The 25,880-nt window shown below is 65.3% G+C and carries 22 protein-coding genes and 1 pseudogene; 16 read left to right on the top strand and 7 right to left on the bottom strand.

Going from position 1 to position 25,880, the window contains the following annotated elements; translation table 11 throughout:
• Positions 1-58 precede the first annotated feature (58 nt).
• The 3 genes from QYS36_RS08640 to QYS36_RS08650 form a co-directional block, all read right to left on the bottom strand.
• Positions 59-730 carry a hypothetical protein gene (locus tag QYS36_RS08640; RefSeq protein ID WP_308839091.1) on the bottom strand — a complete coding sequence of 224 codons (672 nt, stop codon included), beginning with the start codon at positions 728-730 and terminating at the stop codon, positions 59-61.
• A gap of 364 nt (positions 731-1,094) precedes the next feature.
• Positions 1,095-2,906 (bottom strand): sodium-extruding oxaloacetate decarboxylase subunit alpha, encoded by a 1,812-nt coding sequence (gene oadA / locus QYS36_RS08645; protein WP_308839092.1) that lies wholly within the window; start codon positions 2,904-2,906, stop codon positions 1,095-1,097.
• A gap of 10 nt (positions 2,907-2,916) precedes the next feature.
• Positions 2,917-4,332: an acetyl-CoA carboxylase biotin carboxylase subunit gene (locus QYS36_RS08650; protein ID WP_308839093.1), complete on the bottom strand. Its 1,416-nt coding sequence runs from the start codon at positions 4,330-4,332 to the stop codon at positions 2,917-2,919.
• A gap of 187 nt (positions 4,333-4,519) precedes the next feature.
• Here QYS36_RS08650 and QYS36_RS08655 point away from each other — a divergent pair, with 187 nt between their 5' ends.
• Together QYS36_RS08655 and QYS36_RS08660 are read left to right on the top strand one after the other, a co-directional pair.
• Positions 4,520-5,470, top strand: coding sequence for a LysR family transcriptional regulator (locus QYS36_RS08655; RefSeq protein ID WP_308839263.1), 951 nt, complete (start codon positions 4,520-4,522; stop codon positions 5,468-5,470).
• 63 nt (positions 5,471-5,533) lie between these two features.
• Positions 5,534-6,190 (top strand): GntR family transcriptional regulator, encoded by a 657-nt coding sequence (locus tag QYS36_RS08660; protein ID WP_374990434.1) that lies wholly within the window; start codon positions 5,534-5,536, stop codon positions 6,188-6,190.
• Positions 6,191-6,348: 158 nt separating this feature from the next.
• Here the strand turns inward: QYS36_RS08660 and QYS36_RS08665 are convergent, their stop codons facing one another.
• Complete coding sequence (locus tag QYS36_RS08665) at positions 6,349-7,962, bottom strand: L,D-transpeptidase family protein (protein WP_308839095.1); 1,614 nt, start codon at positions 7,960-7,962, stop codon at positions 6,349-6,351.
• A 152-nt stretch (positions 7,963-8,114) separates the two neighbouring features.
• Between QYS36_RS08665 and QYS36_RS08670 the strand changes: the two genes are divergently transcribed.
• The 13 genes and pseudogenes from QYS36_RS08670 to QYS36_RS08730 all read left to right on the top strand — a co-directional run bounded on the left by QYS36_RS08670 (position 8,115) and on the right by QYS36_RS08730 (position 22,085).
• The gene (locus QYS36_RS08670) at positions 8,115-8,828 is read left to right on the top strand and encodes a murein L,D-transpeptidase catalytic domain family protein (protein ID WP_308839096.1); all 714 of its coding nucleotides are present in this window, start codon (positions 8,115-8,117) and stop codon (positions 8,826-8,828) included.
• Positions 8,829-9,072: 244 nt separating this feature from the next.
• The gene (locus QYS36_RS08675) at positions 9,073-10,146 is read left to right on the top strand and encodes a proline racemase family protein (protein ID WP_308839097.1); all 1,074 of its coding nucleotides are present in this window, start codon (positions 9,073-9,075) and stop codon (positions 10,144-10,146) included.
• The gene (locus tag QYS36_RS08680; RefSeq protein ID WP_308839098.1) at positions 10,143-11,258 is read left to right on the top strand and encodes an FAD-dependent oxidoreductase; all 1,116 of its coding nucleotides are present in this window, start codon (positions 10,143-10,145) and stop codon (positions 11,256-11,258) included. Before QYS36_RS08675 ends, QYS36_RS08680 begins: the two co-directional genes overlap by 4 nt.
• On the top strand, positions 11,251-11,487 hold the full coding sequence (locus QYS36_RS08685) for a (2Fe-2S)-binding protein (protein WP_308839099.1): 237 nt from the start codon (positions 11,251-11,253) through the stop codon (positions 11,485-11,487). Before QYS36_RS08680 ends, QYS36_RS08685 begins: the two co-directional genes overlap by 8 nt.
• Positions 11,484-12,743 (top strand): FAD/NAD(P)-binding oxidoreductase, encoded by a 1,260-nt coding sequence (locus tag QYS36_RS08690; RefSeq protein ID WP_308839100.1) that lies wholly within the window; start codon positions 11,484-11,486, stop codon positions 12,741-12,743. Before QYS36_RS08685 ends, QYS36_RS08690 begins: the two co-directional genes overlap by 4 nt.
• 641 nt (positions 12,744-13,384) lie before the next feature.
• Positions 13,385-14,134, top strand: coding sequence for an AraC family transcriptional regulator (locus QYS36_RS08695; protein WP_308839101.1), 750 nt, complete (start codon positions 13,385-13,387; stop codon positions 14,132-14,134).
• A 223-nt stretch (positions 14,135-14,357) separates the two neighbouring features.
• Positions 14,358-14,462, top strand: a pseudogene (locus QYS36_RS08700) (amino acid ABC transporter substrate-binding protein); the annotation flags it as partial.
• A 174-nt stretch (positions 14,463-14,636) separates the two neighbouring features.
• Positions 14,637-15,584, top strand: a complete 948-nt coding sequence (locus tag QYS36_RS08705; protein WP_308839102.1) for a dihydrodipicolinate synthase family protein — start codon at positions 14,637-14,639, stop codon at positions 15,582-15,584.
• A 141-nt stretch (positions 15,585-15,725) separates the two neighbouring features.
• Entirely contained in the window at positions 15,726-16,778 is a 1,053-nt protein-coding gene (dctP, locus tag QYS36_RS08710) for a TRAP transporter substrate-binding protein DctP (RefSeq protein ID WP_308839103.1), read from the top strand.
• 48 nt (positions 16,779-16,826) lie between these two features.
• A complete protein-coding gene (locus tag QYS36_RS08715) occupies positions 16,827-17,333 on the top strand; it encodes a TRAP transporter small permease subunit (RefSeq protein WP_308839104.1) in 507 nt (168 codons plus the stop codon).
• Between the two features lie 3 nt (positions 17,334-17,336).
• Positions 17,337-18,647: a TRAP transporter large permease subunit gene (locus QYS36_RS08720; protein ID WP_308839105.1), complete on the top strand. Its 1,311-nt coding sequence runs from the start codon at positions 17,337-17,339 to the stop codon at positions 18,645-18,647.
• Positions 18,648-18,763: 116 nt separating this feature from the next.
• Positions 18,764-20,344 carry an aldehyde dehydrogenase (NADP(+)) gene (locus QYS36_RS08725; RefSeq protein WP_308839106.1) on the top strand — a complete coding sequence of 527 codons (1,581 nt, stop codon included), beginning with the start codon at positions 18,764-18,766 and terminating at the stop codon, positions 20,342-20,344.
• Between the two features lie 424 nt (positions 20,345-20,768).
• Positions 20,769-22,085, top strand: a complete 1,317-nt coding sequence (locus tag QYS36_RS08730) for an MFS transporter (protein ID WP_308839107.1) — start codon at positions 20,769-20,771, stop codon at positions 22,083-22,085.
• Positions 22,086-22,093: 8 nt separating this feature from the next.
• On the opposite strand, the gene QYS36_RS08735 is transcribed toward QYS36_RS08730, so the two are convergent.
• The 3 genes from QYS36_RS08735 to QYS36_RS08745 all read right to left on the bottom strand — a co-directional run bounded on the left by QYS36_RS08735 (position 22,094) and on the right by QYS36_RS08745 (position 25,156).
• Positions 22,094-23,404 (bottom strand): leucine-rich repeat-containing protein kinase family protein, encoded by a 1,311-nt coding sequence (locus QYS36_RS08735; protein ID WP_308839108.1) that lies wholly within the window; start codon positions 23,402-23,404, stop codon positions 22,094-22,096.
• A 67-nt stretch (positions 23,405-23,471) separates the two neighbouring features.
• Positions 23,472-24,164 carry a VWA domain-containing protein gene (locus QYS36_RS08740; RefSeq protein ID WP_308839264.1) on the bottom strand — a complete coding sequence of 231 codons (693 nt, stop codon included), beginning with the start codon at positions 24,162-24,164 and terminating at the stop codon, positions 23,472-23,474.
• Positions 24,146-25,156, bottom strand: a complete 1,011-nt coding sequence (locus QYS36_RS08745) for an AAA family ATPase (protein WP_308839109.1) — start codon at positions 25,154-25,156, stop codon at positions 24,146-24,148. Before QYS36_RS08745 ends, QYS36_RS08740 begins: the two co-directional genes overlap by 19 nt.
• 122 nt (positions 25,157-25,278) lie before the next feature.
• Between QYS36_RS08745 and QYS36_RS08750 the strand changes: the two genes are divergently transcribed.
• On the top strand, positions 25,279-25,857 hold the full coding sequence (locus QYS36_RS08750) for a TIGR00730 family Rossman fold protein (RefSeq protein ID WP_308839110.1): 579 nt from the start codon (positions 25,279-25,281) through the stop codon (positions 25,855-25,857).
• Positions 25,858-25,880 lie beyond the last annotated feature (23 nt).

The following is a 25,880-nucleotide window of genomic DNA, read 5'->3' on the forward strand; positions in this document are numbered from 1 at the left end:
CCGGCATGCGGATGCTTAGAACGATTGCTGAAAAGGTTATGCCTGCAAGCGGCAGCCTTCAGAACACGCCGTCACGGGCAATCGGCGGCGTGAACAATCCGGCAGGATCACGACGCACCGAACCCTCTTCGATCTCGGCTGCCTCGACCACCTCGACCTGCTCGCCATTAAGCGCCTTCTGCACGTACTGCTGGGTCAGCACGCTGGACAGGATGGCCTTGCCCGAGTCGGTAAAGTCATAGACGCTCGATGAACCCTGCAGCGGCACCGACGCCAGGCGCTGGCCGCGGCTATCGAACACGTCGGCAGTCAGCGCGTGGGTCAGCACCACGCCCATGAAGCTTTCGCTCTTCCATTCACGCACCCGAACCGACAGCAGCATGGCGTCGGCAGAAGACGCCTGGCGCACCGTGCCATCCACGCCGCGGGCGGCGACGCCCTTGCGCTGCAAGCCACCGAGCAGCGACTTCTGCAGCTCCTGAGCCAGCGGCTCGCCGGAGCGCGTGTTGACGTCATAGGGGATGTAGTAGCTGCCGCGGATCAGACCAACGAAATGCCCCTTCTTGTTGCCGGAAACCACGTAGGGACGCTCATCGATCACCTGCACCTCGACGGCCTTGGTGAAGGTTTGCGGCACCACGGGGTAGGCCTGGGAATAGTCGATCTTGCGGCCATTGGAACAGGCGGCCAGGCTGAACAGCAGGATGAGTAGAACGCAACGACGCAGCATGGAATATCCTTATAAAGAGGTCGAGCCGGCGCATTGCAGGCGCCGGCAGGCAGAGCGGCAATCGCCACAACCCAGATACTGGCAGTATGCCACTTCAGGCCCAGATATGGTGCTGGAGCCTAGGCACCATTGCAAGCGATGGCGGCCAGCCGATGTACACCCAAGTCATTGTGGGAGGGCGCCATGCGCCCGAATAACTCGCGGGCATGTCCTGGGCGCCCCGCTCGCTCCCACGGTTTTTTGCAGGCAATGGTGAGCGTCGAGGTTGTTGCCATGGCGAAGTGGGTCGCGGTTTCAGCTGGCCTTGGCCAACGGCCAGACAAAAAAAGGGGCCTTGCGGCCCCCAGAGGTTAATCGGTAACGGTCAGGCTTCGACTTCGATCAGCACTTCGCCCGGGTTGACGCGGTCGCCCTTGGCCACGTGCACGGCCTTGACGGTGCCGGCGATCGGCGCCTGCACTTCGGTTTCCATCTTCATCGCTTCGGTGATCAGCACCGCCTGGCCGGCCTTGACGGTGTCGCCCTCCTTGACCAGCACGTCGACGATATTGCCCGGCATGCTGGTGCTCACGTCGCCCGGCGCGCTGGCGCTGCGGCGCTTGCTGCCGGTGCCACCGGCGACGTAGTCGTTGAGTGCCTCGAACACCACTTCCTCGGGCATGCCGTCGATGGACAGGTAGAAGTGCCGCTTGCCCTCGCCCTTCACGCCGACGCCGGTGATGTCCACGCGGTAGCTCTCGCCGTGCACGTCGATGATGAATTCGGTCGGTACGCCCGCGCCGCCCGCTGCGGCCACGCCAGTGCCATCGGGAATCGGCAGCAGGGCTTCGGGTTGCAGGGTGCCGGCCTCGCGCTCTTCGAGGAACTTGCGGCCGATGTCCGGGAACATGGCGAAGGTCAGCACGTCCTCTTCGGACTTGGCCAGGTCGCCGATCTGCCCGCGCAGGTTGTCCATCTCCGGCTTGAGCAGGTCGGCCGGGCGCACGTCGATGACCTCTTCGCTGCCGATGGCCTGCTTGCGCAGCTGCTCGTTGACCTTGCCCGGTGCCTGGCCGTAGCCGCCCTGCAGGTACAGCTTCACCTCGTTGGTGATGGTCTTGTAGCGCTCACCGGCCAGCACGTTGAAGAACGCCTGGGTACCGACGATCTGCGAGGTCGGCGTGACCAGCGGCGGGAAGCCGAGGTCTTCGCGCACCCGCGGAATCTCCGCCAGCACTTCGTTCATGCGGTTCAGCGCGCCCTGCTCCTTGAGCTGGTTGGCCAAGTTGGAAATCATCCCGCCCGGCACCTGGTTGACCTGCACGCGGGTGTCGACGGCGGTGAACTCGCTTTCGAACTGGTGGTACTTCTTGCGCACCGCGTGGAAGTACATGCCGATCTCCTGGATCAGCGACAGATCCAGGCCGGTGTCGTATTCGCTGCCCTTGAGCGCGGCGACCATCGACTCGGTACCCGGGTGGCTGGTACCCCAGGCGAAGCTGGAGATGGCCGTGTCGATATGGTCGGCGCCGGCCTCGATGGCCTTGAGCTGGCACATCGAACCCAGGCCGGCGGTGTCGTGGCTGTGGATGAACACCGGCAGGTCGATCTCGGCCTTCAGCGCCTTGACCAGATCGGCCGTGGCGTACGGCGTGAGCAGACCGGCCATGTCCTTGATGGCGATGGAGTCGATGCCCATGGCCTGCATGGCCTTGCCCTGGGCGACGAACGCCGCCACGGTGTGCACCGGGCTGGTGGTGTAGGCGATGGTGCCCTGGGCATGCTTGCCGCTGGCCTTCACCGCCTCGATGGCCACCTGCAGGTTACGCACGTCGTTCATCGCATCGAAGATGCGGAACACGTCGATGCCGCTCTCTGCCGCCTTGGCGACGAAGGCGCGCACCACGTCATCGCTGTAGTGGCGATAGCCGAGCAGGTTCTGGCCGCGCAGGAGCATCTGCAGGCGGGTGTTGGGCAGCGCCGCGCGCAGCTGGCGCAGACGCTCCCACGGGTCTTCCTTGAGGAAGCGCACGCAGGCGTCGAAGGTCGCGCCGCCCCAGACTTCCAGCGACCAGTAGCCGACCTTGTCGAGCTTGTCGCAGATCGGCAGCATGTCTTCGGTGCGCATGCGGGTGGCCAGCAGGGACTGATGAGCGTCGCGCAGGATGGTGTCGGTAACCGTGATCTTTCTTGTCATGGTGCGTTCCTCACAGGCCGGCATGGGCGGCGATGGCGGCGGCGATGGCCAGGGCCAGTTCGCCCGGCTTGCGTTTGATCGAGTAGTTCAACAGCTCGGGGTGGTTGTCGACGAAGCTGGTGTTGAAGCGCCCACTGCGGAATTCGTCGTTGGCGAGAATCTGCTGGTAGTAGGTGGCCGTGGTCTTCACGCCCTGCACGCGCATGTCGTCCAGCGCGCGGGAGCCACGGGCCAGGGCTTCTTCCCAGGTCAGTGCCCAGACGATCAGCTTCAGGCACATGGAGTCGTAGTACGGCGGAATGGTGTAGCCGGTGTAGATCGCCGTGTCGGTACGCACGCCGGGGCCACCGGGGGCGTAGTAGCGGGTGATCTTGCCGAACGAGGGCAGGAAGTTGTTGCGCGGGTCCTCGGCGTTGATCCGGAACTGCAGGGCGAAGCCGCGGTACTGGATATCTTCCTGCTTGATGGAAAGCGGCAAGCCCGAGGCGATGCGAATCTGCTCGCGGACGATATCGATGCCGGTGATTTCCTCGGTGATGGTGTGTTCCACCTGCACCCGGGTATTCATCTCCATGAAGTACACCTCGCCCTCGGCGAGCAGGAACTCCACGGTACCGGCGTTCTCGTAGCCGACCGCCTGGGCGGCGCGCACCGCCAGGTCGCCGATGTAGGCGCGCTGCTCGGGGGTGAGCTGCGGGCTGGGGGCGATCTCGATGAGCTTCTGGTTGCGGCGCTGGATCGAGCAGTCACGCTCGTACAGGTGCACGGTGTTGCCGAAGCTGTCGGCGAGGATCTGCGCTTCGATATGCTTGGGATTGACGATGCATTTTTCCAGGAACACTTCCGCGCTGCCAAAGGCCTTGGTCGCCTCGGAGATCACCCGCGGAAACGCCTGCTCCAGTTCCTCGCGGCTGTTGCAGCGACGGATACCGCGGCCACCACCACCGGAGGTGGCCTTGAGCATCACCGGGTAGCCGATGCGGTCGCCTTCGCGCAATGCTTCGGCGATATCCGCCACGTTGCCCTCGGTGCCCGGCGTGACCGGCACGCCGGCCTTGATCATGCTGCGCCGCGCTTCGGTCTTGTCGCCCATGCGGCGGATGACCTCGGCACTCGGGCCGATGAACTTGATGCCGCGCTCGGCGCAGATTTCCGCCAGCTCGGCGTTCTCGGAGAGAAAGCCGTAACCGGGATGCAACGCATCGCAACCGGTTTCCACCGCCAGGTTCACCAGCTTGCGTGGGTTCAGGTACCCGGCCAGCGGGTCGTCACCGATGCCATACGCCTCATCGGCACGCTTGACGTGCAGCGCCTGGCGGTCGGCATCCGAATAGATGGCCACCGAACGAATGTTCATTTCGGCACAGGCCCGCACGATGCGCACCGCAATCTCGCCACGGTTGGCGATCAGGATTTTCTTGATCACGAGCCAGCATCCTCGATCACGTGAACAGGCAACCCATTGAGGGTCGAGATATGACCGGATATGTCCGCCCGATCTTGCGATCAACCCTACGCCGCTGTAACAATTAACCAAAATCAATATTTGTTGGGTTGTGCATAAGTAAAAACTTATGCTCTGCGAACAACAAACCACCACAGTGGTGAATAAAATTCGCAAGTCATTGTTACGCATGACCTTTCGCCAGCTTCAGGTATTCCGCTCGGTGTGCGATCACCGTTCCTACAGCCGCGCCGCCGAGGAAATGGCCCTGACTCAACCGGCAGTGAGCCTGCAGATTCGCCAGCTCGAAGAGCTGCTCGGCCAGCCGCTGTTCGACTACGTCGGCAAGAAGCTGTACCTGACCGAAGCCGCCGAAGCGCTGCAGCGCGCCAGCGAGGATATCTTCGGGCGCCTGGAAAGCCTCGACATGCAGCTGGCCGACCTCAAGGGCTCGCTGCAGGGGCAACTGAGCCTGGCCATCGAATCCAGCGCCAAGTACTTCGTTCCCCATCTGTTCGCCGCCTTTCGCCGCGAGCACCCGGAAGTCAGCCTGCAACTCACCGTGGTCAACCATACCCAGGCGGTCAGGCGGCTGAGCGCCAACCGCGACGACCTGCTGATCATGTCCCAGGTGCCGTCGGACATGGCCCTGGAATTTCTGCCCTTTCTCAACAACCCGATCATCGCCGTGGCGCCGGCGGATCATCCGCTGAGCCAGGCCGAGGCCCTGCAATTGCAGGATCTGTGCGAGTGGCCGCTGCTGGTACGCGAGCCGGGCTCGGGTACCCGCCGCGCCTGCGAGGAGTATTGCCACCAGAAGCGCGCGCACTTCGCGCAGATCCAGGAGGTTGGCTCCATGGAGGGCCAGCGTGAAGGCGTGCTGGCGGGCCTGGGCCTGGCGCTGATTCCGCGCCACGCGGTACGCCGCGAGCTGCAACTGGGCCTGCTGCGCGAGTTGCCGGTCGCCGAACTGCCGCTGCTGCGCAGCTGGTGCGTGCTGCACCCTCGGGGCAAGTACCTGTCGCCAGTGGCCCAGGCGTTCTTCAACTTCGTGCGCGACCAGCGCAAGCAGATCGGCGCGCTGGCCGAACAGTTCAGTGGCGTGGGCAATTCGCTGTAGGGCTTTCGTATATCATATCCAAAAGCCCTTTTTAGCAGGTGCACCCACGTGCCGTTACCTCCCCTGAATGCCCCAAACCTGGGCATTACCCCATCTGCCTCCGAGGTGATCACCAAGCACCTGCGCGACGCCATCGTCGCCGGGCATTTCGCCGAAGACGAGCCGGTGCGCCAGGACGATATCGCCAAGCTGTTCAACGTCAGCAAGATCCCCGTGCGCGAAGCGCTCAAGCGCCTGGAGGCCGAGGGGCTGGTGGTGTTCCAGCGCAACAAGGGCGCGGTGGTCACGCGCATCTCCGAGCCGGACCTGGCGCAGATGTTCGAGGTGCGCATCCTGCTCGAAGACAAGGTGCTGCGCCTGGCGATTCCCAATATGGACGAAGCCACCTTCGCCCGTGCCGAGCGCATCTGCGAGGAGTTCATCGGCGAAGACGATGTCGGCCGCTGGGCCGAGCTCAACTGGGCGTTGCATGCCTGCCTGTACGAACCGGCGCAGCGGCCATTTCTGGTCAGCCTGATCCGCTCCATCCACGACAAGCTGGAACGCTACCTGCGCATGCAGATGAGCCTGTCCGAGGGCAAGGACCGCGCCGATCACGAGCACCGCGAAATCCTCGCCGCCTGCCGCGCCCGCGACATCGAGCGGGCCGCCAGGCTACTCGAAGAGCACATCACCGGCGTGTGCCGCAGCCTGTTCGAGCAGTTGCCTGGGCATCGCTGAGTCGGCAGCCTTCGTAGGCTGGACGACGCTTTAACCGTCCACCGCTCCTATGCCTTGATGGTGGACAAAAACAGCGTTGTCCACCCTACCTGGAGCGCGAGCATCATCAAATCCGCGTACCGGATATCGCTCCACTCCTCGACAAGCTGCGACTCATCCTAGATGCGGTTGGACGCCTCCAGCGCCTTGAGCAAACGGGCGTCGTGGCCGTAGATATCCGGGCGGAATTGCACCTGGCCATCGGCGCCAACCTGGGCCGTCCAGTAGGCCATGAGGATCGGTACCGGGCGTGGCAGGTCGGCGCGCAGGGTGCGGCCGCTGTCCCACTGCCTGGTGATCCGCGCACGCTCGCTGGGCGAGGCGCCGACGAGCAGTTGGTCGACCAGTTCGGTGACCCGCTCGATGCGCACGCAGCCCGAGCTGAACAACCGCGGCAGGTTGTCGAACAGGCGCTGACTCGGCGTGTCGTGCAGGTACACCGAGAAGGGGTTGGGGAAGCGGATCGCCACCTTGCCCAGCGGGCTGTGAGCGCCTGCCGACTGGCGGATCATCACCCGACCGGGGCGCTCCCAGTCGACGCCACGCGGGTCCACCGGGTTGCCGTCGTAATCGATCACCTGCATATGGTTGGCGGCCAGATAGCCTGCCGCGTCACGGCGCAGCTCGGGCAGCTTGTCCTCCTTCAGGATGGTCGGCGGAATGGTCCAGGTCGGGTTGAGCGTCAGGTGGGTGATGCGCGAGCGCAGCAGCGGTGTCGGCCGGGCCGGGCGACCGACCTGAGTGCGCGCCTGCCAGGCGACGGCATGGTCACGCAGGAACATCACCTCGGCGCCCGCCACGTCGATCAGCACGCTGGTCGGCTCGATCTCGTGGGACAGCCAGCGCAGGCGCTCCAGGTTGATGCGGATCTGGTCCATGCGCTCGCTGGCCGAACGGTTCAGCTCGGCCAGCGTACCGGGGCCGACCACCCCGTCGGGCTTGAGCAGGTGGTTGCGCTGGAAGGCCTTGACCGCCTCGACCAGCGCCGTGGAATACACCGAGGTCTGCTCGGCGACCAGTGCCGGCGCACCCTGGGACAGATCGCCATGCAGCTGCAGGCGCTGCTCCAGCAAGGGCACCCGGCCATCCACGGCGCCAGGCTTGAGCAGCGTGCCGCCGGGGATCGCCAGCCACTGCGGCAGTTCCTGGCGCCGCAATTCGGCGTAGCGCTGGCGCAATTGCTGGTAGGGGCCGAAATCCGGCCGCGCCTGTTCGAAGGCCTGCGTCGGATCAGCCAGCCCAGCCTGGGCAATCGCCAGCAGCGGCGCCTGGCTCTGCTGCACGGCCATGCTCTCGGGCTCCCAGAGTGGCTCCACCTTGGCCTGCTCCAGGCGCCCGTAGGCCAGATCGCGCAACGCCTGCAGATACGCCGTGGTGGCCAGCACCTCGACGCAGGCCGATAGCCGCGGCGATGGATCGTCGACCGCCGCCAGTTCGCGCAGCGGCTCCAGGTGATAGGCGCGCGGCTCCAGGCCATCGTCGCCCAAGGCCTCAAGCTGGGCGAACAGCACGGGCAGGTTTTCCTGGTTCCACACGGGCTGCGCGCCGCGCAGCAGGTAGAACGGCTCGAGCCACTCACGATCCTTGGCAGACAGCTCAAGCACGGGCGTGACACAGCTCAGTGCGGGCTCGGCGAGCTGCTCCTGAAGCGGGCTGGGCGGCAGCGCATCGGCCAGCGCCAGGGGTGCCGCAAGGGCCAGTGCCCAGGCAGCGGTTGCAGAGGGAGAAAACAAGGCGCCGCTCCAATTTACGACAGAGTGAATGACAGCCCGTCGGAATGGCCCGCGGGACAAGGGAACTCGGCTGCTAGAATCGCGGGCTTTGTTGTGCCCGCATCGCCTGGCGAAGGCGCGCGCCATCGATGGCCGAAGCTCAGAGACTTGAAATGATGACCACGATTCAGCGAATTTGCTTAGCCTTTCTTTGCCTGGCATTGCCCGTTCCGTCCGTGATGGCCGCCACCCTGGCGCCGGATCCGTTGTTGGAGGGCCTGTCAGCACAAGCCCCGGCGCTCGATCGCAAGGTGCTCAACCACGCCCTCGACGCGATGCGCTGTGCCATCAATAATGGTGCCGTGCCTGCCCAGCGTCTGGCCGTGATCGACTTCTCCAAACCGTCCAGTGAACGCCGCCTGTGGATCTTCGACCTGAGCAGCAAGCGCGTGTTGCTGCACGACCTGGTCGCCCACGGCCAGCAGTCCGGCGACAACTTCGCCACGCGTTTTTCCAACCGTGAAGGCAGCCACCAGTCCAGCATCGGCCTGTTCCGCACCAGCGAAAGCTATACCGGCAAACACGGCTACTCGTTGCGCATGGACGGCCTGGAGCCCGGCTTCAACGACCTCGCTCGCCAGCGCGCCATCGTCATCCACCCCGCCGACTACGTGAACCCGGCCTGGATCAAGACCCAGGGCCGCATCGGCCGCAGCCAGGGTTGCCCGGCGGTACGCCCGGAGGTCGCCCGCATGGTGGTGGACAGCCTCAAGGGCGGCCAATTCATGTTCTCCTACTACCCGGACAAACGCTGGCTGAAGGGCTCGGCGTTCATCAATTGCAAGCCGGCTCTGGTCGCCGGGATCGTCAGCGCCAAAGAGGGCTGAAATTCGCTAATGCGGCCAGCATTGGTGGGCTGAAGCCCACCCTACGGGGTGCACATGTCGTAGGTGGGATGGGCGGCAACGCGCTTCAGCCGAACAAGCCTAGCTGGATGATTCCACCCAAGCGTGAGGAACGGCCTGGCTCACTGTGCCGATTTCGTCATCGCACCGGCGCAAATCCTTCAAGCCGTCTGGCTCGCCTCGCGTCACCCTGTAGCCATTCAATCGGCATACAGGCGCAGCGCCCATGAAACGCATCGAAGTGATCGACTCCCATACCGGCGGCGAGCCGACCCGCCTGGTGGTCAGCGGCTTTCCTGATCTCGGCACGGGCAGCATGGCCGAGCGCAAACAGCGGCTGGCCAGCGAGCACGATGCCTGGCGCGCCGCCTGCATTCTCGAGCCGCGCGGCAACGATGTACTGGTCGGCGCCCTGCTCTGCGAGCCGGTAGACCCCAGCGCCTGTGCCGGCGTGATCTTCTTCAACAACACCGGCTACCTCGGCATGTGCGGGCACGGCACCATCGGCCTGGTGGTATCGCTGGCCCATATGGGCCGCATCGGCCCTGGCGTGCACAAGATCGAAACGCCAGTGGGCACGGTGGAGGCGACCCTGCACGAGGATCGCTCGGTCAGCGTGCGCAACGTGCCGTCCTACCGTTACCGCCAGGCCGTCGACCTGCAGGTGCCGGGCTACGGCCTGGTGCGGGGCGATATCGCCTGGGGCGGCAACTGGTTCTTCCTGATCGCCGAGCATGGCCAGCGCATCGCCGGCGACAACGTCGAAGCGCTGACCGCCTACACCTACGCCGTGCAAAAGGCGCTGGAAGACCAGGGCGTTCGCGGCGAGGACGGCGGCCTTATCGACCATATCGAGCTGTTTGCGGAAAATGAACAGCCGGAAGGCTCGCAGCCAAGCGTCGCGAGCGAAGAGGAGGCAAGGCGGGAGCTGGCGAAAAAGCGCAGTTTACTGGCTGTAAAGGAGCATTTTTCGCCAGCTCCCAACGCCGCATCATCGAGCGCAGCAGCTTCGCTGCGAGCCGACAGCCGGAATTTCGTGCTTTGCCCAGGCAAGGCCTACGACCGCTCGCCCTGCGGCACCGGCACCAGCGCCAAGCTGGCCTGCCTGGCGGCCGACGGCAAGCTGCAACCCGGACAGATCTGGCGCCAGGCCAGCGTGATCGGCAGCCTGTTCGAAGGCTCGTACCAATGGCAGGGTGACAAGGTGATCCCGACCATCCGCGGGCGCGCCAATATCAGCGCCGAAGCCACCCTGCTGCTCGAACAGGACGACCCGTTCGCCTGGGGCATCCGCCCGTGAGCCCGCTGCGGGTCGCCGATGTGATCGTCATCGGCGCCGGCATCATCGGCGCTGCCTGCGCCCGCGAACTGGCCCGCCGCGGCCAGCAGGTACTGGTCATCGATGCGGGCCTGCGGGGTGCTACCGCCGCCGGCATGGGCCACTTGCTGGTGCTCGACGACAACCAGGCCGAACTGGATATCAGCCGCTATTCGCTGAGCCGCTGGCGTGAGCTGGGCCCGCAATTGCCGGACGACTGCGCGTATCGCAACAACGGTACGCTGTGGTTGGCCGCCAACGAAGAAGAGCTGGCAGCGGCAGAAGCCAAGAGCGGCAACCTGCGCGCCGAGGGAATACGCTGCGAGATGGTGCCCGGCCACGCGCTGCAGGCCATGGAACCGATCCTGCGCGACGGCTTGCACGGCGCCCTGCGCCTGCCCGACGACGGCATTCTCTACGCACCGAACACTGCACGCTGGATGCTCGACAACCCGCGCATCACCCAGCGGCGCGCCAAGGTCACGGAGCTGGACGGCAACCGCGTGCGCCTCGAAGACGGCAGTTGGCTAGGCGCCGATGCCGTGGTGCTCGCCAATGGCATCCAGGCCGTGGAGCTCTGCCCGGAGCTGCCCATCTCGGCGAAGAAGGGCCACCTGCTGATCACCGACCGCTACCCGCACCCGGTCACCCACACCATCACCGAGCTGAGCTACCTGAGCAGCGTGCACAACAGCAGTGGCGCCTCGGTGGCCTGCAATATCCAGCCGCGGCCGACCGGCCAGCTGTTCATCGGCACCTCGCGGCAATTCGACAGCCTCGACCCCGAGGTCGACGGCTGGCTGCTGGCGCGCATGCTCAAGCACGCCGCGAGCTACGCGCCGGGCCTGGCACAGCTCAATGGCATCCGCGCCTGGGCCGGCTTTCGCGCCGCCACGCCAGACGGCATGCCGCTGATTGGCGAACATCCCGGGCAGCCAGGCCTGTGGCTGGCGGTCGGCCATGAGGGGCTGGGCGTTACCGCCGCGCCGGGCACCGCCGGCCTGCTCGCGGCGCTGCTGTGGGGCGAGGCCGAACCCATTCCCGCCGCCGCCTATGCGCCCCGGCGTTACCTTGGAGAAACCGCCCATGCCTGACCTGCACCACGATGGGCGCCCGCTCAGCGTAGCGCCGGGCACCACGGTCGCTGCCGCGCTCGCCCTGGGCGGCGACGGCAGCACACGCACCTCGGTCAGCGGCCAGCGCCGGGCGCCGCTGTGCGGCATGGGCATCTGCCAGGAATGCCGGGTAACCGTCGACGGCCTGCGCCGCCTGGCCTGCCAGACCCTGTGCCGCGATGGCATGCAGGTGGAGACATGGCCATGAGCGAACAGGCTGACCTGCTGATCATCGGCGCCGGCCCGGCCGGCCTGTCCGCCGCGCTGGCCGCTGCAGGCGACGGTATGCAGGTGGTGCTGCTCGACGACAATCCATTGCCCGGCGGGCAGATCTGGCGCGATGGCGCGGGAGCCAAGGTGCCTGCCCAGGCGCGCCGCCTGCGCGATGCTGTGGATAACCACGCCAGTATCCAGCGCCACGCCGCCACCCGCGTGGTGGCCTGCGCCGGCAGCCATGCGCTGCTGGTGGAAGGTGCCGAGCGCGGCTGGGTGATCGCCTATCGCAAGCTGATCCTGTGCACCGGCGCGCGCGAGTTGTTGCTGCCGTTTCCCGGCTGGACGTTGCCCGGTGTTACCGGTGCCGGCGGCCTGCAGGCGTTGATCAAGGGCGGCCTGCCGGTGGCCGGTGAGCGCATCGTGATCGCCGGCGGCGGCCCGCTGCTGCTGGCCAGCGCGAGCACCGCGAAACAGGCCGGCGCTCAGGTGTTACGCATTGCCGAGCAGGCATCAACAGGTGCCGTCGCCGCCTTCGCCCTGCAACTGCCGCGCTGGCCGCACAAGCTGTTGCAGTCCTTCGGCCTGCTCGATGGCGGTTACCGCCCAGGCACGCGCATCGTCGCCGCGCTGGGGCAGGATCGCCTGGAAGGCGTGCGCCTGAGGCGTGACGGCAAGCTCGAAGAGCTGGCGTGCGAGCGCCTTGCCTGCGGTTTCGGCCTGATCCCCAACGTGCAGCTGGGGCAGGCGCTCGGCTGTGCGCTGGGTAACGGCGCCATCAAGGTGGACGCCTGGCAGGCGACCGATGTGGCCGGCATCTACGCGGCGGGCGAATGCACCGGTTTCGGCGGCAGCGAACTGGCCCTGGTCGAAGGCCGCATTGCCGGCCACGCCGCCGCCGGCAACCGCGAGGCCGCGCGGCAGTTGCGGGCAACCCGTGCCCGCTGGCAACGCTTTGCCGATGCGCTGAACAAGCACTTCGCGCTGGATCCCGCGCTCAAACACCTGGCGCAACCAGACACCCTGCTGTGCCGCTGCGAAGACGTGCCCTATGGCGCCGTGGCCACGCACGGCAGCTGGCGTGAGGCGAAACTGGCGACCCGCTGCGGCATGGGCGCCTGCCAGGGGCGGGTGTGCGCCGCCGCTGCCCATCATCTGTTCGGTTGGCAGCCGCCAGCACCCCGGCCGCCCTTCAGCCCGGCACGCATCGACACGCTTATCAGGCTGGAAGAGGCGTTGCAGAGCGAGTGACACAGCAATGGGGGCCATTTTCCGACGCCCCATGAGCCGCACACATCAAACGGTAACAAAACGGGTAGCGCGGTAACGCTTTTGTGCCCCGCAGCACAGTCAGAAAAACGCTGAAAATCTTAAGTTATTGATAAATAAAGATATTCAAAAATTGGCACAGGTTATGCTCTATCTCCCGCACAACAAAAATAACAAGACGCACCCCATAACAAGAACAAGACAACGGCTCTAGCATAAGAAAGACAAAAACGCAGAGACGCAGCTAACTGATTTCTTTGGAGAGGACCGCCCTCGGGCTTGTACCGCAACCGGGTCTAGAACAATAAAACTGCTTTGCAAGGCAGCGACAGACGGGTTGGATCTCAGGATCACGGCAACATCAGCGTCCAAACAAATCCGTTCGCTCTTGGCCTCCTTTGGAGGCCTCGGCTAAAACAACAACAATAGGCCGTTAGCACTAACAAGAACGATGATTCGAACAAGATTTAGGGGAGCCTCGGCTCCCCTTTCTGCTTTCTGGCGTTTGTGCCAGCCGCCTTCCCCGCGTACCGCGCGTTCTTGCAGCCCCACGGACTCAATAGCTGCCTGCCTTTCGATAACGCGCTAGGCTCTGCAGCTATTCAAACTGTCTGCAGCCAGCCATGCACAGCCTGCTCCCGAACTCGCCTCATCCCGACCTGCCGACATTGATCAGCACCCTCATGCAGATCGAGCCGTTGCTCGATGCCATGCCCGAGGTGGTGTTCTTCATCAAGGACACGCAGACCCGCTATGCCCTGGTCAACCAGACCCTGGCCCAGCGGCTGGGCTTCAAGAGCAAGGACAAGCTGGTGGGGATGACCGCCGAACAGGTGTTCCCGGCCAGCTTCGGGCCCTCCTACACGGCGCAGGATCGCCGCGTATTGGATGGCGGCACTCAGCTCGACGACCAGCTGGAGCTGCACCTTTATTACGGCAACCAGCCGGTCTGGTGCCTGACCCACAAGCTGGCGCTGCGCAACAGAAGCGGAGACATCATCGGCCTGGCCGGCATCTCCCGGGATGTGCAGCTGCCGCAATCGGGCCACCCGGCCTACCCGAAGCTTGCGGCGGTGGATGCCCATATCCGCGAGCACTTCGCCCGGCCGATCAGCCTGGCCGAGCTCACCGAGCTGGCCGGATTGTCGGTGGCGCAACTGGAGCGCCACTGCAAGCGCATCTTCCAACTCACCCCGCGACAGATGATCCACAAGGCGCGCCTCGGCGAAGCCAGCCGCCTGCTGCAGCACGACCTGCCAATCACCGAGATCGCCCTGCGCTGCGGTTACACCGACCACAGCGCCTTCAGCCGCCAGTTCCGTGCGCTGACCGGGCTGACGCCGAGTCAATTCCGCGAATCGCACACCGGCTGATACCAACGGCTGTTCCGAAACAGGGCGGCAGCGCGCGGCTATCGCTCCCATCTGTAACACCCGACCTGGGCTCTTGACTGCCCCATTTGCCCCTCATCCCCTCCCGAGCCGCCACGGTCCGCGGCCTGCAGCCTCACGCCGCAGAACAGGCACAGCGGTTGCATATTAAATATCGTATACGAAATCACCTATAGCGATTGCCCGCACCGTTTCCGAGGCTCCTGTGAAAAACCCGGCTTTTGCCGTAGCCCTCAGCGCAGTACTCAGCACCACCCTGATCGGCACCGCGCACGCCGACAAACCCGACCCGCTCATCGAGCCCGGCAAATTCCCCCGGCACATATGACCCTTGGAGCTGAAGCGGTAAGACGCGCTGAAGACTTGAACATGCCGGCTCGCCGGTACTGACCGAACGTACGGCCAACAACGGAAAACAGAGGGCCTATCTCGACTCCCTGCTTTCGTATACGAAATATTTTGAATTCACCCAGGAGGCAGCACCATGAGCAGCACCATCTTCACCGGTACCATTCCCGCCCTGATGACCCCGTGCACCGTCGACCGCCAGCCGGACTTCGACGCCCTGGTGCGCAAGGGTAAACAACTGATCGAGGCCGGCATGAGCGCGGTGGTCTACTGCGGCTCCATGGGCGACTGGCCGCTGCTTACCGAGGCTCAGCGCCAGGAAGGCGTGGCACGCCTGGTGGCTGCCGGCATCCCGACCATCGTCGGCACCGGGGCGGTGAACAGCCGCGAAGCGGTGTCCCACGCTGCCCATGCTGCCAAGGTCGGCGCCCATGGTCTGATGGTCATCCCGCGCGTGTTGTCCCGAGGGGCTTCGCCAGCCGCCCAGGAAGCCCACTTCGCCGCCATTCTCGAAGCGGCGCCGAAGCTGCCGGCGGTGATCTACAACAGCCCGTACTACGGCTTCGCCACCCGCGCCGAGCTGTTCTTCAAGCTGCGTCGCAAGTACCCCAACCTGATCGGCTTCAAGGAATTCGGCGGCGCCGCCGACATGCGCTACGCCGCCGAGCACATCACCTCCCAGGACAAGGACGTGATCCTGATGGCCGGCGTCGACACCCAGGTGGTGCACGGCTTCGTCAATTGCGGCGCGACGGGCGCCATCACCGGGATCGGCAACGCCCTGCCCCGCGAAGTGCTGCAACTGGTCGAGCTGAGCAAGCAGGCCGCCAAGGGCGATGCCGTCGCCCGCCGTCGCGCGCTGGAGCTGTCCGAGGCGCTGAACGTGCTGTCGTCCTTCGACGAAGGCACCGACCTGGTTCTCTACTACAAGCACCTGATGGTGCTGGGCGGCGACCAGGAGTACGCCCTGCATTTCTACGAAACCGATGCCCTCAGCGACGCCCAGCGTAACTACGCCGAGACCCAGTACAGGCTGTTCCGCCAGTGGTACGCCAACTGGTCGACACAGCAGAGCGCCGCCTGATCGGGACAGCCGACCTGCAACGGGCGTTACCAACGCATGGGTGCGGGAGGCACGGCTCCCGCTTCTTTGGCCACACCTGCCTTGCCTGACTACTGCGCACGCCGCGCACCTGGCAAACACATAAAAACCAAGGGGAACAGGATGATCAACAAGACCACTCAGCTCTTTGCCGCTCTCGGCCTGGCGCTTTGCTGCGCCACCAGCCAGGCGGCCACCTACACCTATTCGGTACCGACTTCGGTGCCGGAAGGCAGTTTCTTCTTCGACAACTTCCTCAAACGCTTCGCCAGCAACGCCGCCCTGCTCACCGACGGCGAGGTGAAGATCCGCCCGATTGGCGCGGGCGTCATCGTGCCGCCATTCCAGGTTTACGAGTCGGTACAGAACGGTGTGCTCAAGGCGGGCCATTCGACGCCCACCTACCTGGTCAATCAGGACCCGCTGAACAACGTGTTCGCCGGCTTTCCAGGCGGCATGTCAGGCGAGGAAACCCTTACCTGGCTGTATGAAGGCAACGGCCTGAAGTACCTGCAGGAGTTTCGCCGCAAGAACATGGGCCTGCACAGCCTGGTGGTCGGCGTCGGCAGCACCGAAGTGCTGGCCCACTCCAACAAGAAGATCGAGAAGCTCGAAGACTTCAAAGGCCTGAAATTCCGTACCGCCGGTGCCTGGGCCGAGGTGATTCAGCAGGTCGGCGCATCACCCACCGTAGTGCCGCCGGGCGAGATCTACACCCTGCTGCAACGCAAGGGCGTAGACGCCGTCGAGTGGGCGACTCCAGGTGCCAACCTGACCGAAGGCTTCCATGAAGTGGCGCCTTACCTGCTCACGCCTGGTGTGCACCAGCCCTCCTTCGTCTGGGAATTCTTCATGACCGAGGAGAACTGGAACGCCATCGACGAGAAGACCCGCACCAAACTGGAAGAGGCAGCCAAGCTGACCACGATGCAAAGCTACTTCCACTTCCTCGACAGCGACATGAAGGCCATGCAGACCTATCGCAAGGCCGGCATCGAAATCATCGAGCTGGACAAGAGCATCACCGATGACCTGGCCCGGCGTGGCAACCAACTGATCACCGACAAGCTGGAAGCGCGCAAAGCCGACGACATCGACGCCAAGGCCATCTTCAAGGACTACAGCGACTACATGCAACGCTGGTCGGAAAACTCCTCCTATCTCTACAGACACTGATCGGCGCGGTCAGCCGCCCTCGGGTGGCCGGCCGGCTAAGGAGGCGTTATGAAAAACAGATGGTACGACTGGCCAGCGCAAGCGCTGCTGTGCCTGGCAGCCAGCATGGCACTGATCATGGTGCTGGCGATGATCTACGAAGTGTTCTCGCGTTATGCCCTCAACAGTCCGACGCTCTGGGCCTTCGATATTTCCTACATGCTCAACGGCTGCATCTTCCTGCTAGGCTGCGCCTACGCGCTGAAGGAAGAAACCCATGTGCGCGTCGACTTTCTGTCCTCACGCATGCCGCCAGCGGTGCAGCGGTGGTTCAACGCCGGCTTCTACCTGCTGGTGCTGACACCGATCATCGGTGGCCTGACCTACGTTGCTGGCCGTCGCGCCTGGCATGCCTTTGTCAACGGCGAGGTCGAGCACGTCAGTGCCTGGGCGCCGCTCATGTGGCCGTTCTACCTGGCTCTCGCGCTGGGCCTGGCGGGCCTGACCTATCAGCTCATCGTGGATGCCGCGTTGTTCATCGGCAATCGCAAGCAGCCCGGCCACAAGGAACACTGACCGATGATGGAATCCATACCCCTGCTGATGTTCGCCCTGCTGTTCCTGTTGATATTCCTCGGTATCCCCGTGTCCTTTTCGTTGATCAGCGTGTCGTGCCTGTTCGGCCTGTTCCTGTTCGGCGACAACATCCTGCAGCAGATGTATGGCTCGCTGCTGCAGGCCTCGACCAACTTCGCCCTATCGGCCATTCCGCTGTTTGTGCTGATGGGTGCGATCCTCGAACGCACCGGCCTGGCACAACGGCTGTTCAGCGCGATGCAGTTATGGCTCGGCGGGTTTTCCGGTGGCCTGGCGATTTCCTCGATGTTGATGTGCGGCATCTTCGCTGCCAGTTCCGGTGTGGTTGGAGCAGTGGAAATCGTCGTGGGCATGATGGCCATTCCGGCCATGTCCAAATACAACTACGACCGCGCACTCATCTCCGGCACCATCTGCGGCGGCGGCTCACTGGGCGCGATCATTCCGCCCTCGGTGATCGTCGTGGTGTACGCGTCGATGGCGCAGCTGTCGATCGGCCAGCTGTTCGCTGCCACCCTGTTTCCCGGCCTGCTGATGCTCGGCCTGTTCCTGCTCTACATCATCGTCATCTGCTGGTTGAAGCCTTCACTGGCACCTGCCGTGCCAGAGATGAAGGCCACGCCGCTGGGCGAAAAGCTGAAGATCACCCTCAGTGCACTGATTCCGCCACTGCTGCTGATCGCCGCAGTGCTCGGCTCGATGCTCGCTGGTATCGCCTCGCCCACCGAGTCGGCTGCGGTGGGCGCCTTCGGTGCCGCGGTCCTGGCTATCTGGTTCCGCGAGTTGAGCATTCAGCGGCTGATCGAGGCGCTGGTTTCGACCATCAAGATCACCTCGATGATCATGCTGATCGTTGCGGGGGGCATCATGTTCACTGCCATCTTCGCCGCCAGCGGTGGAGGCTGGATGATTGGCGAATTCATGGATGAGATGAATTTCAGCCCTTATGTACTCATCCTGATTCTCATGGCCATGGTGTTCTTCGCGGGTATGGTGCTGGACTGGATCTCTCTGGTGCTGATCTTCGTGCCGATCTTCACCCCACTGGTGAAGGCTGCCGGCATCGACCCGGTCTGGTTTGCAGTGATGTTCATGGTAGTGGTGCAGACCTGCTACCTGACGCCGCCCCTGGCGCCCTCGGTGTTCTACCTCAAGTCCATTGCCCCGCCGGGTTACGGCTATGGCGTGATGTACCGTGGTGTACTGCCCTTCATCGCCATCCAGTTGCTGCTGTTCCTGCTGATCCTGGCAATGCCAGGGATCGCAACGTGGCTGCCAAAGCAATTGTTCTAGGTCTGTTGAATCAGCCCGTGAATCCGGGCTGATCCACGGCAGACTTGCGCAACTGATCAGACATCGTACAATCAAAGCCTTTTCCGTACGTGTAAACGTCCCAACAGGAGCTAACAATGCCCGCTACCATCGGCCACAACATCATCGGCGGCGCGTACAGCGCAGCCGGCTCCGTCGTTCACAAGAGTCATGACGCCAGCACTGGCGAAGCCCTGCCCCACGACTTCATCCAGGCCACGCCTGAGGAAGTCGACGCCGCCGCCAAAGCCGCCGCCGCCGCCTACCCGACCTACCGCAGCCTGCCGGCTGCAAAGCGCGCCGCGTTCCTCGATGCCATCGCCGACGAGCTGGATGCCCTGGGCGACGAATTCGTCGCCACCGTATGCCGCGAAACCGCTCTGCCGAGCGCCCGTATCCAGGGTGAGCGCGGCCGTACCAGCGGCCAGATGCGCCTGTTTGCCAAGGTGCTGCGCCGTGGCGACTTCTACGGTGCGCGCATCGACCGTGCCCTGCCGGATCGCCAGCCGTTGCCGCGCCCGGATCTGCGCCAGTACCGCATCGGCCTCGGCCCGGTGGCCGTGTTTGGCGCCAGCAACTTCCCGCTGGCCTTCTCCACCGCCGGTGGTGACACCGCCGCCGCCCTCGCCGCTGGTTGCCCGGTGGTGTTCAAGGCCCACAGCGGCCACATGACCACCGCCGCCCACGTGGGTGAAGCCATCCTGCGCGCCGCCGAGAAAACCGCCATGCCCAAAGGCGTGTTCAACATGATCTACGGTGCCGGCGTTGGCGAGGCGCTGGTCAAGCACCCGGCCATCCAGGCCGTCGGTTTCACCGGCTCGCTGAAAGGCGGCCGCGCCCTGTGCGACATGGCCGCAGCGCGCCCGCAGCCGATCCCGGTATTCGCCGAGATGAGCAGCATCAACCCGGTCATCCTGCTGCCCGAGGCTGCCAAGGCCCGTGGCGAGAAAATCGCCGGCGAGCTGGCCGGTTCGGTGGTCATGGGCTGTGGCCAGTTCTGCACCAACCCGGGCCTGGTGATCGGTATCCGTTCGCCCGAGTTCAGCGCCTTCCTGGCAAGCTTCACCGCCAAGATGGCCGAGCAGCAGCCGCAGACCATGCTCAACGCCGGCACCCTGAAGAGCTACGTGAAAGGCCTGGACGCGCTCAACGCGCACTCCGGCATCACCCACCTGACCGGCGCCAAGCAAGAAGGCAACCAGGCGCGTCCGCAGCTGTTCAAGGCCGACGTCAGCCTGCTGCTGAATGGTGACGAGCTGCTGCAGGAAGAAGTCTTCGGCCCGACCACCATCGTCGTCGAAGTGGCTGACAAGGCCGAGCTGCTCAAGGCCATCAACGGCCTGCACGGTCAGCTGACCGCCACCCTGCTCACCGAGCCGGGCGACCTGGCCGGTAGCGAAGAGCTGTTCGCACTGCTCGAGCAGAAAGTTGGCCGTGTGCTGTTCAACGGCTACCCGACTGGCGTGGAAGTCTGCGACGCCATGGTTCATGGCGGCCCGTACCCGGCGACCTCCGACGCCCGTGGCACCTCGGTCGGCACCCTGGCCATCGACCGCTTCCTGCGCCCGGTGTGCTACCAGAACTGCCCGGACGCCCTGCTGCCCGACGCGTTGAAGAACGCCAACCCGCTGGGCATCGCCCGCCTGGTAGATGGCGCCAGCAGCCGCGACGCGCTGTAAGCGCCCGCTAGGTTGCAGCGAGAAAGCCGACCTCCGGGTCGGCTTTTTGTGGGCGGCGTTCTCCCGGGTGTCGCTGCGCTCGACCCGGGCTAAGGTGCTCTTGTGGGAGCGGCCATGCCCGCGATTCGCGCGCATGGCGCGCTCCCACAAAGGCGTGATGGCACTTACTACCTGCGCTATCCCTTCAACCCGATGCCTCGCTAATCCCCGCCCCAGCCAGCCCGTAGGGTGGATAACGCGAAGCTTATCCACCGCAGTCTCAGCACCCAAGCCGGCTCCATGGCCTGCAACTGTCGCTCACGACTACTCCCAGGTCGCACTCGAATCCCGCCACAGCCGGCCAGCCACGTAGGTTATCCACAGATGGACGCCAAGGCCGAGGCCAGGCGCGTCCGCACGTTGGAGTAATCGCGCGGAGGCCGCCATGAGCGTCACGACTTATCCACAATCGGCTGTGCCGGTCGATCTGCGTACCTTGCGCAAGGTGATCGCCGCCTCGGCCATCGGCAACTTCGTCGAATGGTTCGACTTCGCGGTCTACGGCTTTCTCGCCGTGACCATCGCCTCGCTGTTCTTCCCACCCGGCAACCCGACCCTGGCGCTGCTGCAAACCTTCGCGGTGTTCGCCGTGTCCTTCGCCCTGCGCCCGCTGGGCGGCATCGTCTTCGGCATTCTCGGTGACCGTATCGGCCGCAAGCGTGTGCTGTCGATCACCGTGCTGTTGATGGCCGGCGCCACCACCCTGATCGGCCTGCTGCCCACCTACGCCAGCATCGGCCTGGTCGCCCCGCTGCTGCTGGCCCTGGCGCGCTGCCTGCAAGGCTTCTCCGCCGGTGGTGAATACGCCGGTGCCTGCGCCTTCGTGATGGAGCATGCACCCACCGAGCAGAAGGCCCGCTATGGCAGCTTCGTGCCGGTGTCCACCTTCGCGGCCTTCGCCTGCGCAGCCGGGCTGGTGTTCGGCATGGGCTTCTGGCTGGACGAAGCGCAGATGCAGGCCTGGGGCTGGCGCGTGCCGTTCCTGATCGCCGCACCGCTGGGCCTGGTCGGCCTGTACATGCGCCTGCGCCTGGACGAGTCGCCGGCCTTCCAGGCCCTGGCGGCACAAGCCCACCCCGAACATTCGCCGCTGCGCGAAACCCTGCGCGAACACGGCGCCACCGTGCTGTGCCTGTCGGCGTTCATCTCCGCCACGGCGCTGTCGTTCTACATGTTCACCACCTACCTGACCACCTACATGCAGGTGGTCGGTGGCGCGGCACGGCCGACGGCCCTGCTCGCCAGCCTGATGGCATTGCTGTTCGCCGCGTTGCTGTGCCCCTTCGTGGGCCGCTATTCGGATCGCGTCGGCCGCCGGCGCACCATCCTGACTGCCGGCATCGCGCTGATCGTCGCGGTGTATCCAGCCTTCACCCTGGCCGCTTCGGGCACCCTGCTGGCTTCTGCCATAGGCGCCATGTTGCTGGCCGTCGGCGCGGTGATCTGCGGCGTGGTGACAGCGGTGCTGCTCTCCGAGCAATTCCCCACCCGGGTGCGCTACACCGCCTCGGCGTTCACCTACAACCTGGCCTACACGGTGTTCGGCGGCACCGCGCCGCTGGTCGCCACCTGGCTGATCGAGGCGACCGGCAACCGCATGTCGCCGGCCTACTACCTGATCGCCATCGCCCTGCTGGCCCTGGCCGGCGGCCTGTCGCTGCCGGAGTCGTCGAAGCGCTCGCTGGATGAGCCGATGACCTGACCGTCGGGTTACTCGTTTAGGCGCAGCGCTGCCAAGGTGCTGACGATCTCGTCGAAGCCCGGGCGGGCGCCAACCTCCGGTTGCTGGCAACGCCGCACCAGCTCGGCCAACTGCGCGGCATGCTCGCCCGGCACCTCGCAGCGCTGTAGCAACTCCTCGAGCAGGATGCCAAACGCGCGCACCTCGATACGTTGCAGCAACCCCTGCTGAGATGGCGCGTCAGCGGGCAGGAAGGACGCCGCGCCAAAGTCGCCAAGCAGCGCATGGCCGATGTCGTCGATCAGGATGTTATGGCCATACAGGTCGCCGTGGGTCACGCCACGGGCGTGCAGGTGGCGCAGCGCCGAGGCGATCCCGCTGGCCACCCGCAGGGCCTGGTCGAACGGCAGGCGCCAGTCGCTCGGGTAGCTATCGCGGCTGCAGCTTTGCAGGCTCGGCGGCCCGGCCAGGATGCCGAAGCGCGGCTCGACCAGGCTCAGCAGCAAGCCCTGCTGACCCTGCGGGTGCTCGACCACGCGACCAATCGCGCCGATCAGGTTGGCATGCTGCCCCACGGTCAGGCACGCGGCCATTTCGCTCTGCGGCGTGCCATCGCTGGTCATCTGCCCCTTGAACAGCTTCAGGGCCACGGCCTCGCGCTGGCCATCGGCCCGCTGCCAATCCGCGCGGTGAATGATCCCGGACGCGCCCTGCCCCAGCACCTCACCGATTTGCAGATCGGCCCAGCGCACGTCAGGCGTGCCCGACGCGGGCGCGTCAACCTCGAACGGGTTTCCCCCATGGGCCAGCCACGCCAGGCTGGGCAGTTGCAGCAGGAACTCCGGCAAGGCGGCTAGCTGATTGGCAGCGATGCGCAGCAGCTCCAGCTTGTGCAGTCGCGCCAGGCTCGCCGGCAACTCACGCAAGCGATTACCGGCGAGCATCAGCTTCTGCAGATCAGTGCAGTCACCCAGCTCGTCGGGCAGGGTTCCCAGGCAGTTGTCGGTCAGGATCAACCAGCGCAGGCGCGGCGGCAGCGCCCTGGCAGACAGCTCGCGGATGCGGTTGGACTTGAAGCCGACCATGCGCAGCGACTGGCAGCGGCCCACCGACTCCGGCACATGCTCGAAATTGTTGTTCGAGCAGAACAGCACCTGCAGCCGATGCAACCGGTGCAAGTCCTGCGGCAGGTCACTCAACTGGTTGCCACTCAGGTTGAGCACCTCCAGGCTGTCGGCCAGGTCGAATATTTCCTCGGGAAACTGCGTGAGCGACGCGGACAGATCGAGGCGGCTGATGCCCTTGAGCTGGCCGGCGCGCAATTGGTCGAGGGTGTGCATCGAGGAAAGGCCCTGTAACTGAGTGAGCCCAGCAGTCTACGTCAACGCCTTGTCGGCGAGGAAACGCTCAGCGCCGCGATGGTTGGGGCAGCGCATCGATATGCTGGTAGTCCGCACCGAGCTCGTCCGCCAGCTGCACGGCGCGCCCCAGGCGGATCGGCGCGCATTCGATATCCACCAGGGTCGCCGGGCACGGGCTGGTGGGGAGCGTTGGCCATTCGCGCAGGCGCCCGTCGGTAATCACCAGCAGGCGTTGCTGCTCCCCAGGTTTGAGGCGCTGGCGACGCTGCAGCCAGTCGTGGGCCTGCTGCAAGGCGGGGATCAACGGGCTGCCACCGCCAGCGCCGAGTTCGCGCAACCACTGCTGCAGCGCGCCGGATGCCTTTTGGCCCTGCCAGTGCCACTGCGGCTGGGCGCCATGGGCGTCGAGTACGGCGATACGCGCACGGTCCCGATAAGCACGCTCGAACAGTTCGGCGAGCAAGCCCTTGGCCTTGCTCAAGGCGCCATGGCGGCGGGTCGAGGCCGAAGCGTCGACGACGATCAGCCACAGCTGGGTGGGTGCGTTGCTGCGCGGCCGGCGCTGCAGATCGGCGCGGCGCCTGGGTTTGCCTTGCAGCAAGGTGGCGAGCCAATCGATGGCCCCGCTGTCGCCCGAGCGCCTGGCACCGCTGTGCCCGCCTGAGTGTTTGCCTGGTGTGGGTCTGGCATCCGTCCCCGCCTTGGCGCGCGGGGGAATGCCTAGGGCTTTTTTGCCCAGCGCGGCGGCTCACGGCGCTCGCCGGTAGTTTGCGCTTGCGCCGGCAGCTCGCCCCAATGGCCCTCGCCTGCTGCTGGCTGTTCGCTCGGCGCCTGAGGCGGCGGGCTGGCCGGCGGTTGCGCCTGCTGCTGCTGCGGCGGCGTGTGGCGCCGCCGATGGCGCAGCACGAAGTCGGCCACGGCCTCGATATCCTCCTCGCTGATGGCTTCAGCGCCGCGCCAGGCGGCATGGGCACGGGCGGCGCGCAGCCAGACGAGGTCAGCGCGCAGGCCATCGACACCGGCCTCGAAGCAGCGCCCGGTGATCGCCTCCAGCGCCCTGTCATCGAGAGGGATACTCGCCACCCGGGCACGCGCCTGCACACAGCGCTCGGCCAATGCCTGCTGCTGCCCAGCCCAGGTGGCGATAAAGCCTTGCGGGTCGGCATCGAAGGCCAGGCGACGACGGACGATCTCGGCCCGCGCGCCCGGCTGCGGCTGGCCATCCAGCGCCAGGTTGAGACCGAAGCGGTCGAGCAGTTGCGGGCGCAGTTCACCCTCTTCTGCATTCATGGTGCCGATCAGAATGAAGCGCGCATCGTGGCGGTGGGAGATGCCATCGCGCTCGACATGGTTGACGCCGCTGGCCGCCGCATCGAGCAGCAGGTCGACCAGGTGATCGGGCAGCAGATTGACCTCATCGACGTACAGCACGCCGCCATCGGCCTTGCTCAGCAGCCCGGGCGAGAACTGCGCACGGCTCTCACCCAGTGCGGCGTCCAGGTCGAGCGTACCGACGATGCGCTCTTCACTGGCGCCCAGCGGCAGGGTGACGAAAACGCCGCTTTCCAGCAGCGCGGCCAGGCCGCGCGCCAGGGTCGATTTGGCCATGCCGCGCGGGCCTTCGATCAGCACGCCGCCAATCGCCGGATCGACCGCCACCAGGCACAGCGCCAGCTTCAGCGCGTCGGCGCCGACCACGGCGGCAAGGGGGAAGTGGGCGTTATCGGTCATGGCGCAATCCGGCTGGGCAAAGCCGCCATTGTAGCAGCGGGCGGTCGAATCCCACCCCGCTGTTCTGCTATGGTCGGCGGTTTAGCGATGCTGTCGCGTGCGATTCATCCAGGGAGACTCAGATGCGCCTGTGCATTTTCTGCGGTTCCAATGCGGGCACCAATCCCGTCTATCTCCAGGCGGCTACCCGCCTCGGCCAAACCCTCGCCAAGGCCGGCATCGGCCTGGTGTACGGCGGCGCCTCCGTCGGCCTGATGGGCGCGGTGGCCAACGCCGCGCTGGAGGCAGGCGGCGAGGTGATCGGCGTAATCCCGCGCTCGCTGTGGGAAAAGGAGGTGGCCCATACCGGCCTCGATGACCTGCGTATCGTCGACTCCATGCACCAGCGCAAGGCGCTGATGGCCGACCTGTCGGACGGCTTCATCGCCCTGCCCGGCGGCGTCGGCACCCTGGAAGAATTGTTCGAGGTGTGGACCTGGGCACAACTCGGCCACCACCAGAAGCCCTGCGCGCTGCTCAATATCAACGGCTACTACGACCGCCTCGCCGGGTTTCTCGATCACATGGTCGACGAAGCCTTCGTCAAGGCGCCGCACCGCGAGATGCTGATCGTCGAGCAGGATATCGACGCGCTGCTGGCAGCGATCGATGGCTATGAAGCACCGCAGGTGGGCAAATGGATCGGTCGGCAGGAAACCTGATTACGACTCAGTGACTGTGGGAG

The organism is Pseudomonas sp. G34 (assembly GCF_031119625.1).
Lineage (GTDB): Bacteria > Pseudomonadota > Gammaproteobacteria > Pseudomonadales > Pseudomonadaceae > Aquipseudomonas.

Excerpts from the sequence above, each read along its gene's own strand:
- QYS36_RS08640 (WP_308839091.1), bottom strand. The coding sequence starts at position 730 with ATGCTGCGTCGTTGCGTTCTACTCATCCTGCTGTTCAGCCTGGCCGCC.
- oadA (WP_308839092.1), bottom strand. The coding sequence starts at position 2,906 with ATGACAAGAAAGATCACGGTTACCGACACCATCCTGCGCGACGCTCAT.
- QYS36_RS08670 (WP_308839096.1), top strand. The coding sequence starts at position 8,115 with ATGATGACCACGATTCAGCGAATTTGCTTAGCCTTTCTTTGCCTGGCA.
- QYS36_RS08675 (WP_308839097.1), top strand. The coding sequence starts at position 9,073 with ATGAAACGCATCGAAGTGATCGACTCCCATACCGGCGGCGAGCCGACC.
- QYS36_RS08685 (WP_308839099.1), top strand. The coding sequence starts at position 11,251 with ATGCCTGACCTGCACCACGATGGGCGCCCGCTCAGCGTAGCGCCGGGC.
- QYS36_RS08690 (WP_308839100.1), top strand. The coding sequence starts at position 11,484 with ATGAGCGAACAGGCTGACCTGCTGATCATCGGCGCCGGCCCGGCCGGC.
- QYS36_RS08695 (WP_308839101.1), top strand. The coding sequence starts at position 13,385 with ATGCACAGCCTGCTCCCGAACTCGCCTCATCCCGACCTGCCGACATTG.
- QYS36_RS08705 (WP_308839102.1), top strand. The coding sequence starts at position 14,637 with ATGAGCAGCACCATCTTCACCGGTACCATTCCCGCCCTGATGACCCCG.
- dctP (WP_308839103.1), top strand. The coding sequence starts at position 15,726 with ATGATCAACAAGACCACTCAGCTCTTTGCCGCTCTCGGCCTGGCGCTT.
- QYS36_RS08715 (WP_308839104.1), top strand. The coding sequence starts at position 16,827 with ATGAAAAACAGATGGTACGACTGGCCAGCGCAAGCGCTGCTGTGCCTG.
- QYS36_RS08720 (WP_308839105.1), top strand. The coding sequence starts at position 17,337 with ATGATGGAATCCATACCCCTGCTGATGTTCGCCCTGCTGTTCCTGTTG.
- QYS36_RS08725 (WP_308839106.1), top strand. The coding sequence starts at position 18,764 with ATGCCCGCTACCATCGGCCACAACATCATCGGCGGCGCGTACAGCGCA.
- QYS36_RS08730 (WP_308839107.1), top strand. The coding sequence starts at position 20,769 with ATGAGCGTCACGACTTATCCACAATCGGCTGTGCCGGTCGATCTGCGT.
- QYS36_RS08735 (WP_308839108.1), bottom strand. The coding sequence starts at position 23,404 with ATGCACACCCTCGACCAATTGCGCGCCGGCCAGCTCAAGGGCATCAGC.
- QYS36_RS08745 (WP_308839109.1), bottom strand. The coding sequence starts at position 25,156 with ATGACCGATAACGCCCACTTCCCCCTTGCCGCCGTGGTCGGCGCCGAC.
- QYS36_RS08750 (WP_308839110.1), top strand. The coding sequence starts at position 25,279 with ATGCGCCTGTGCATTTTCTGCGGTTCCAATGCGGGCACCAATCCCGTC.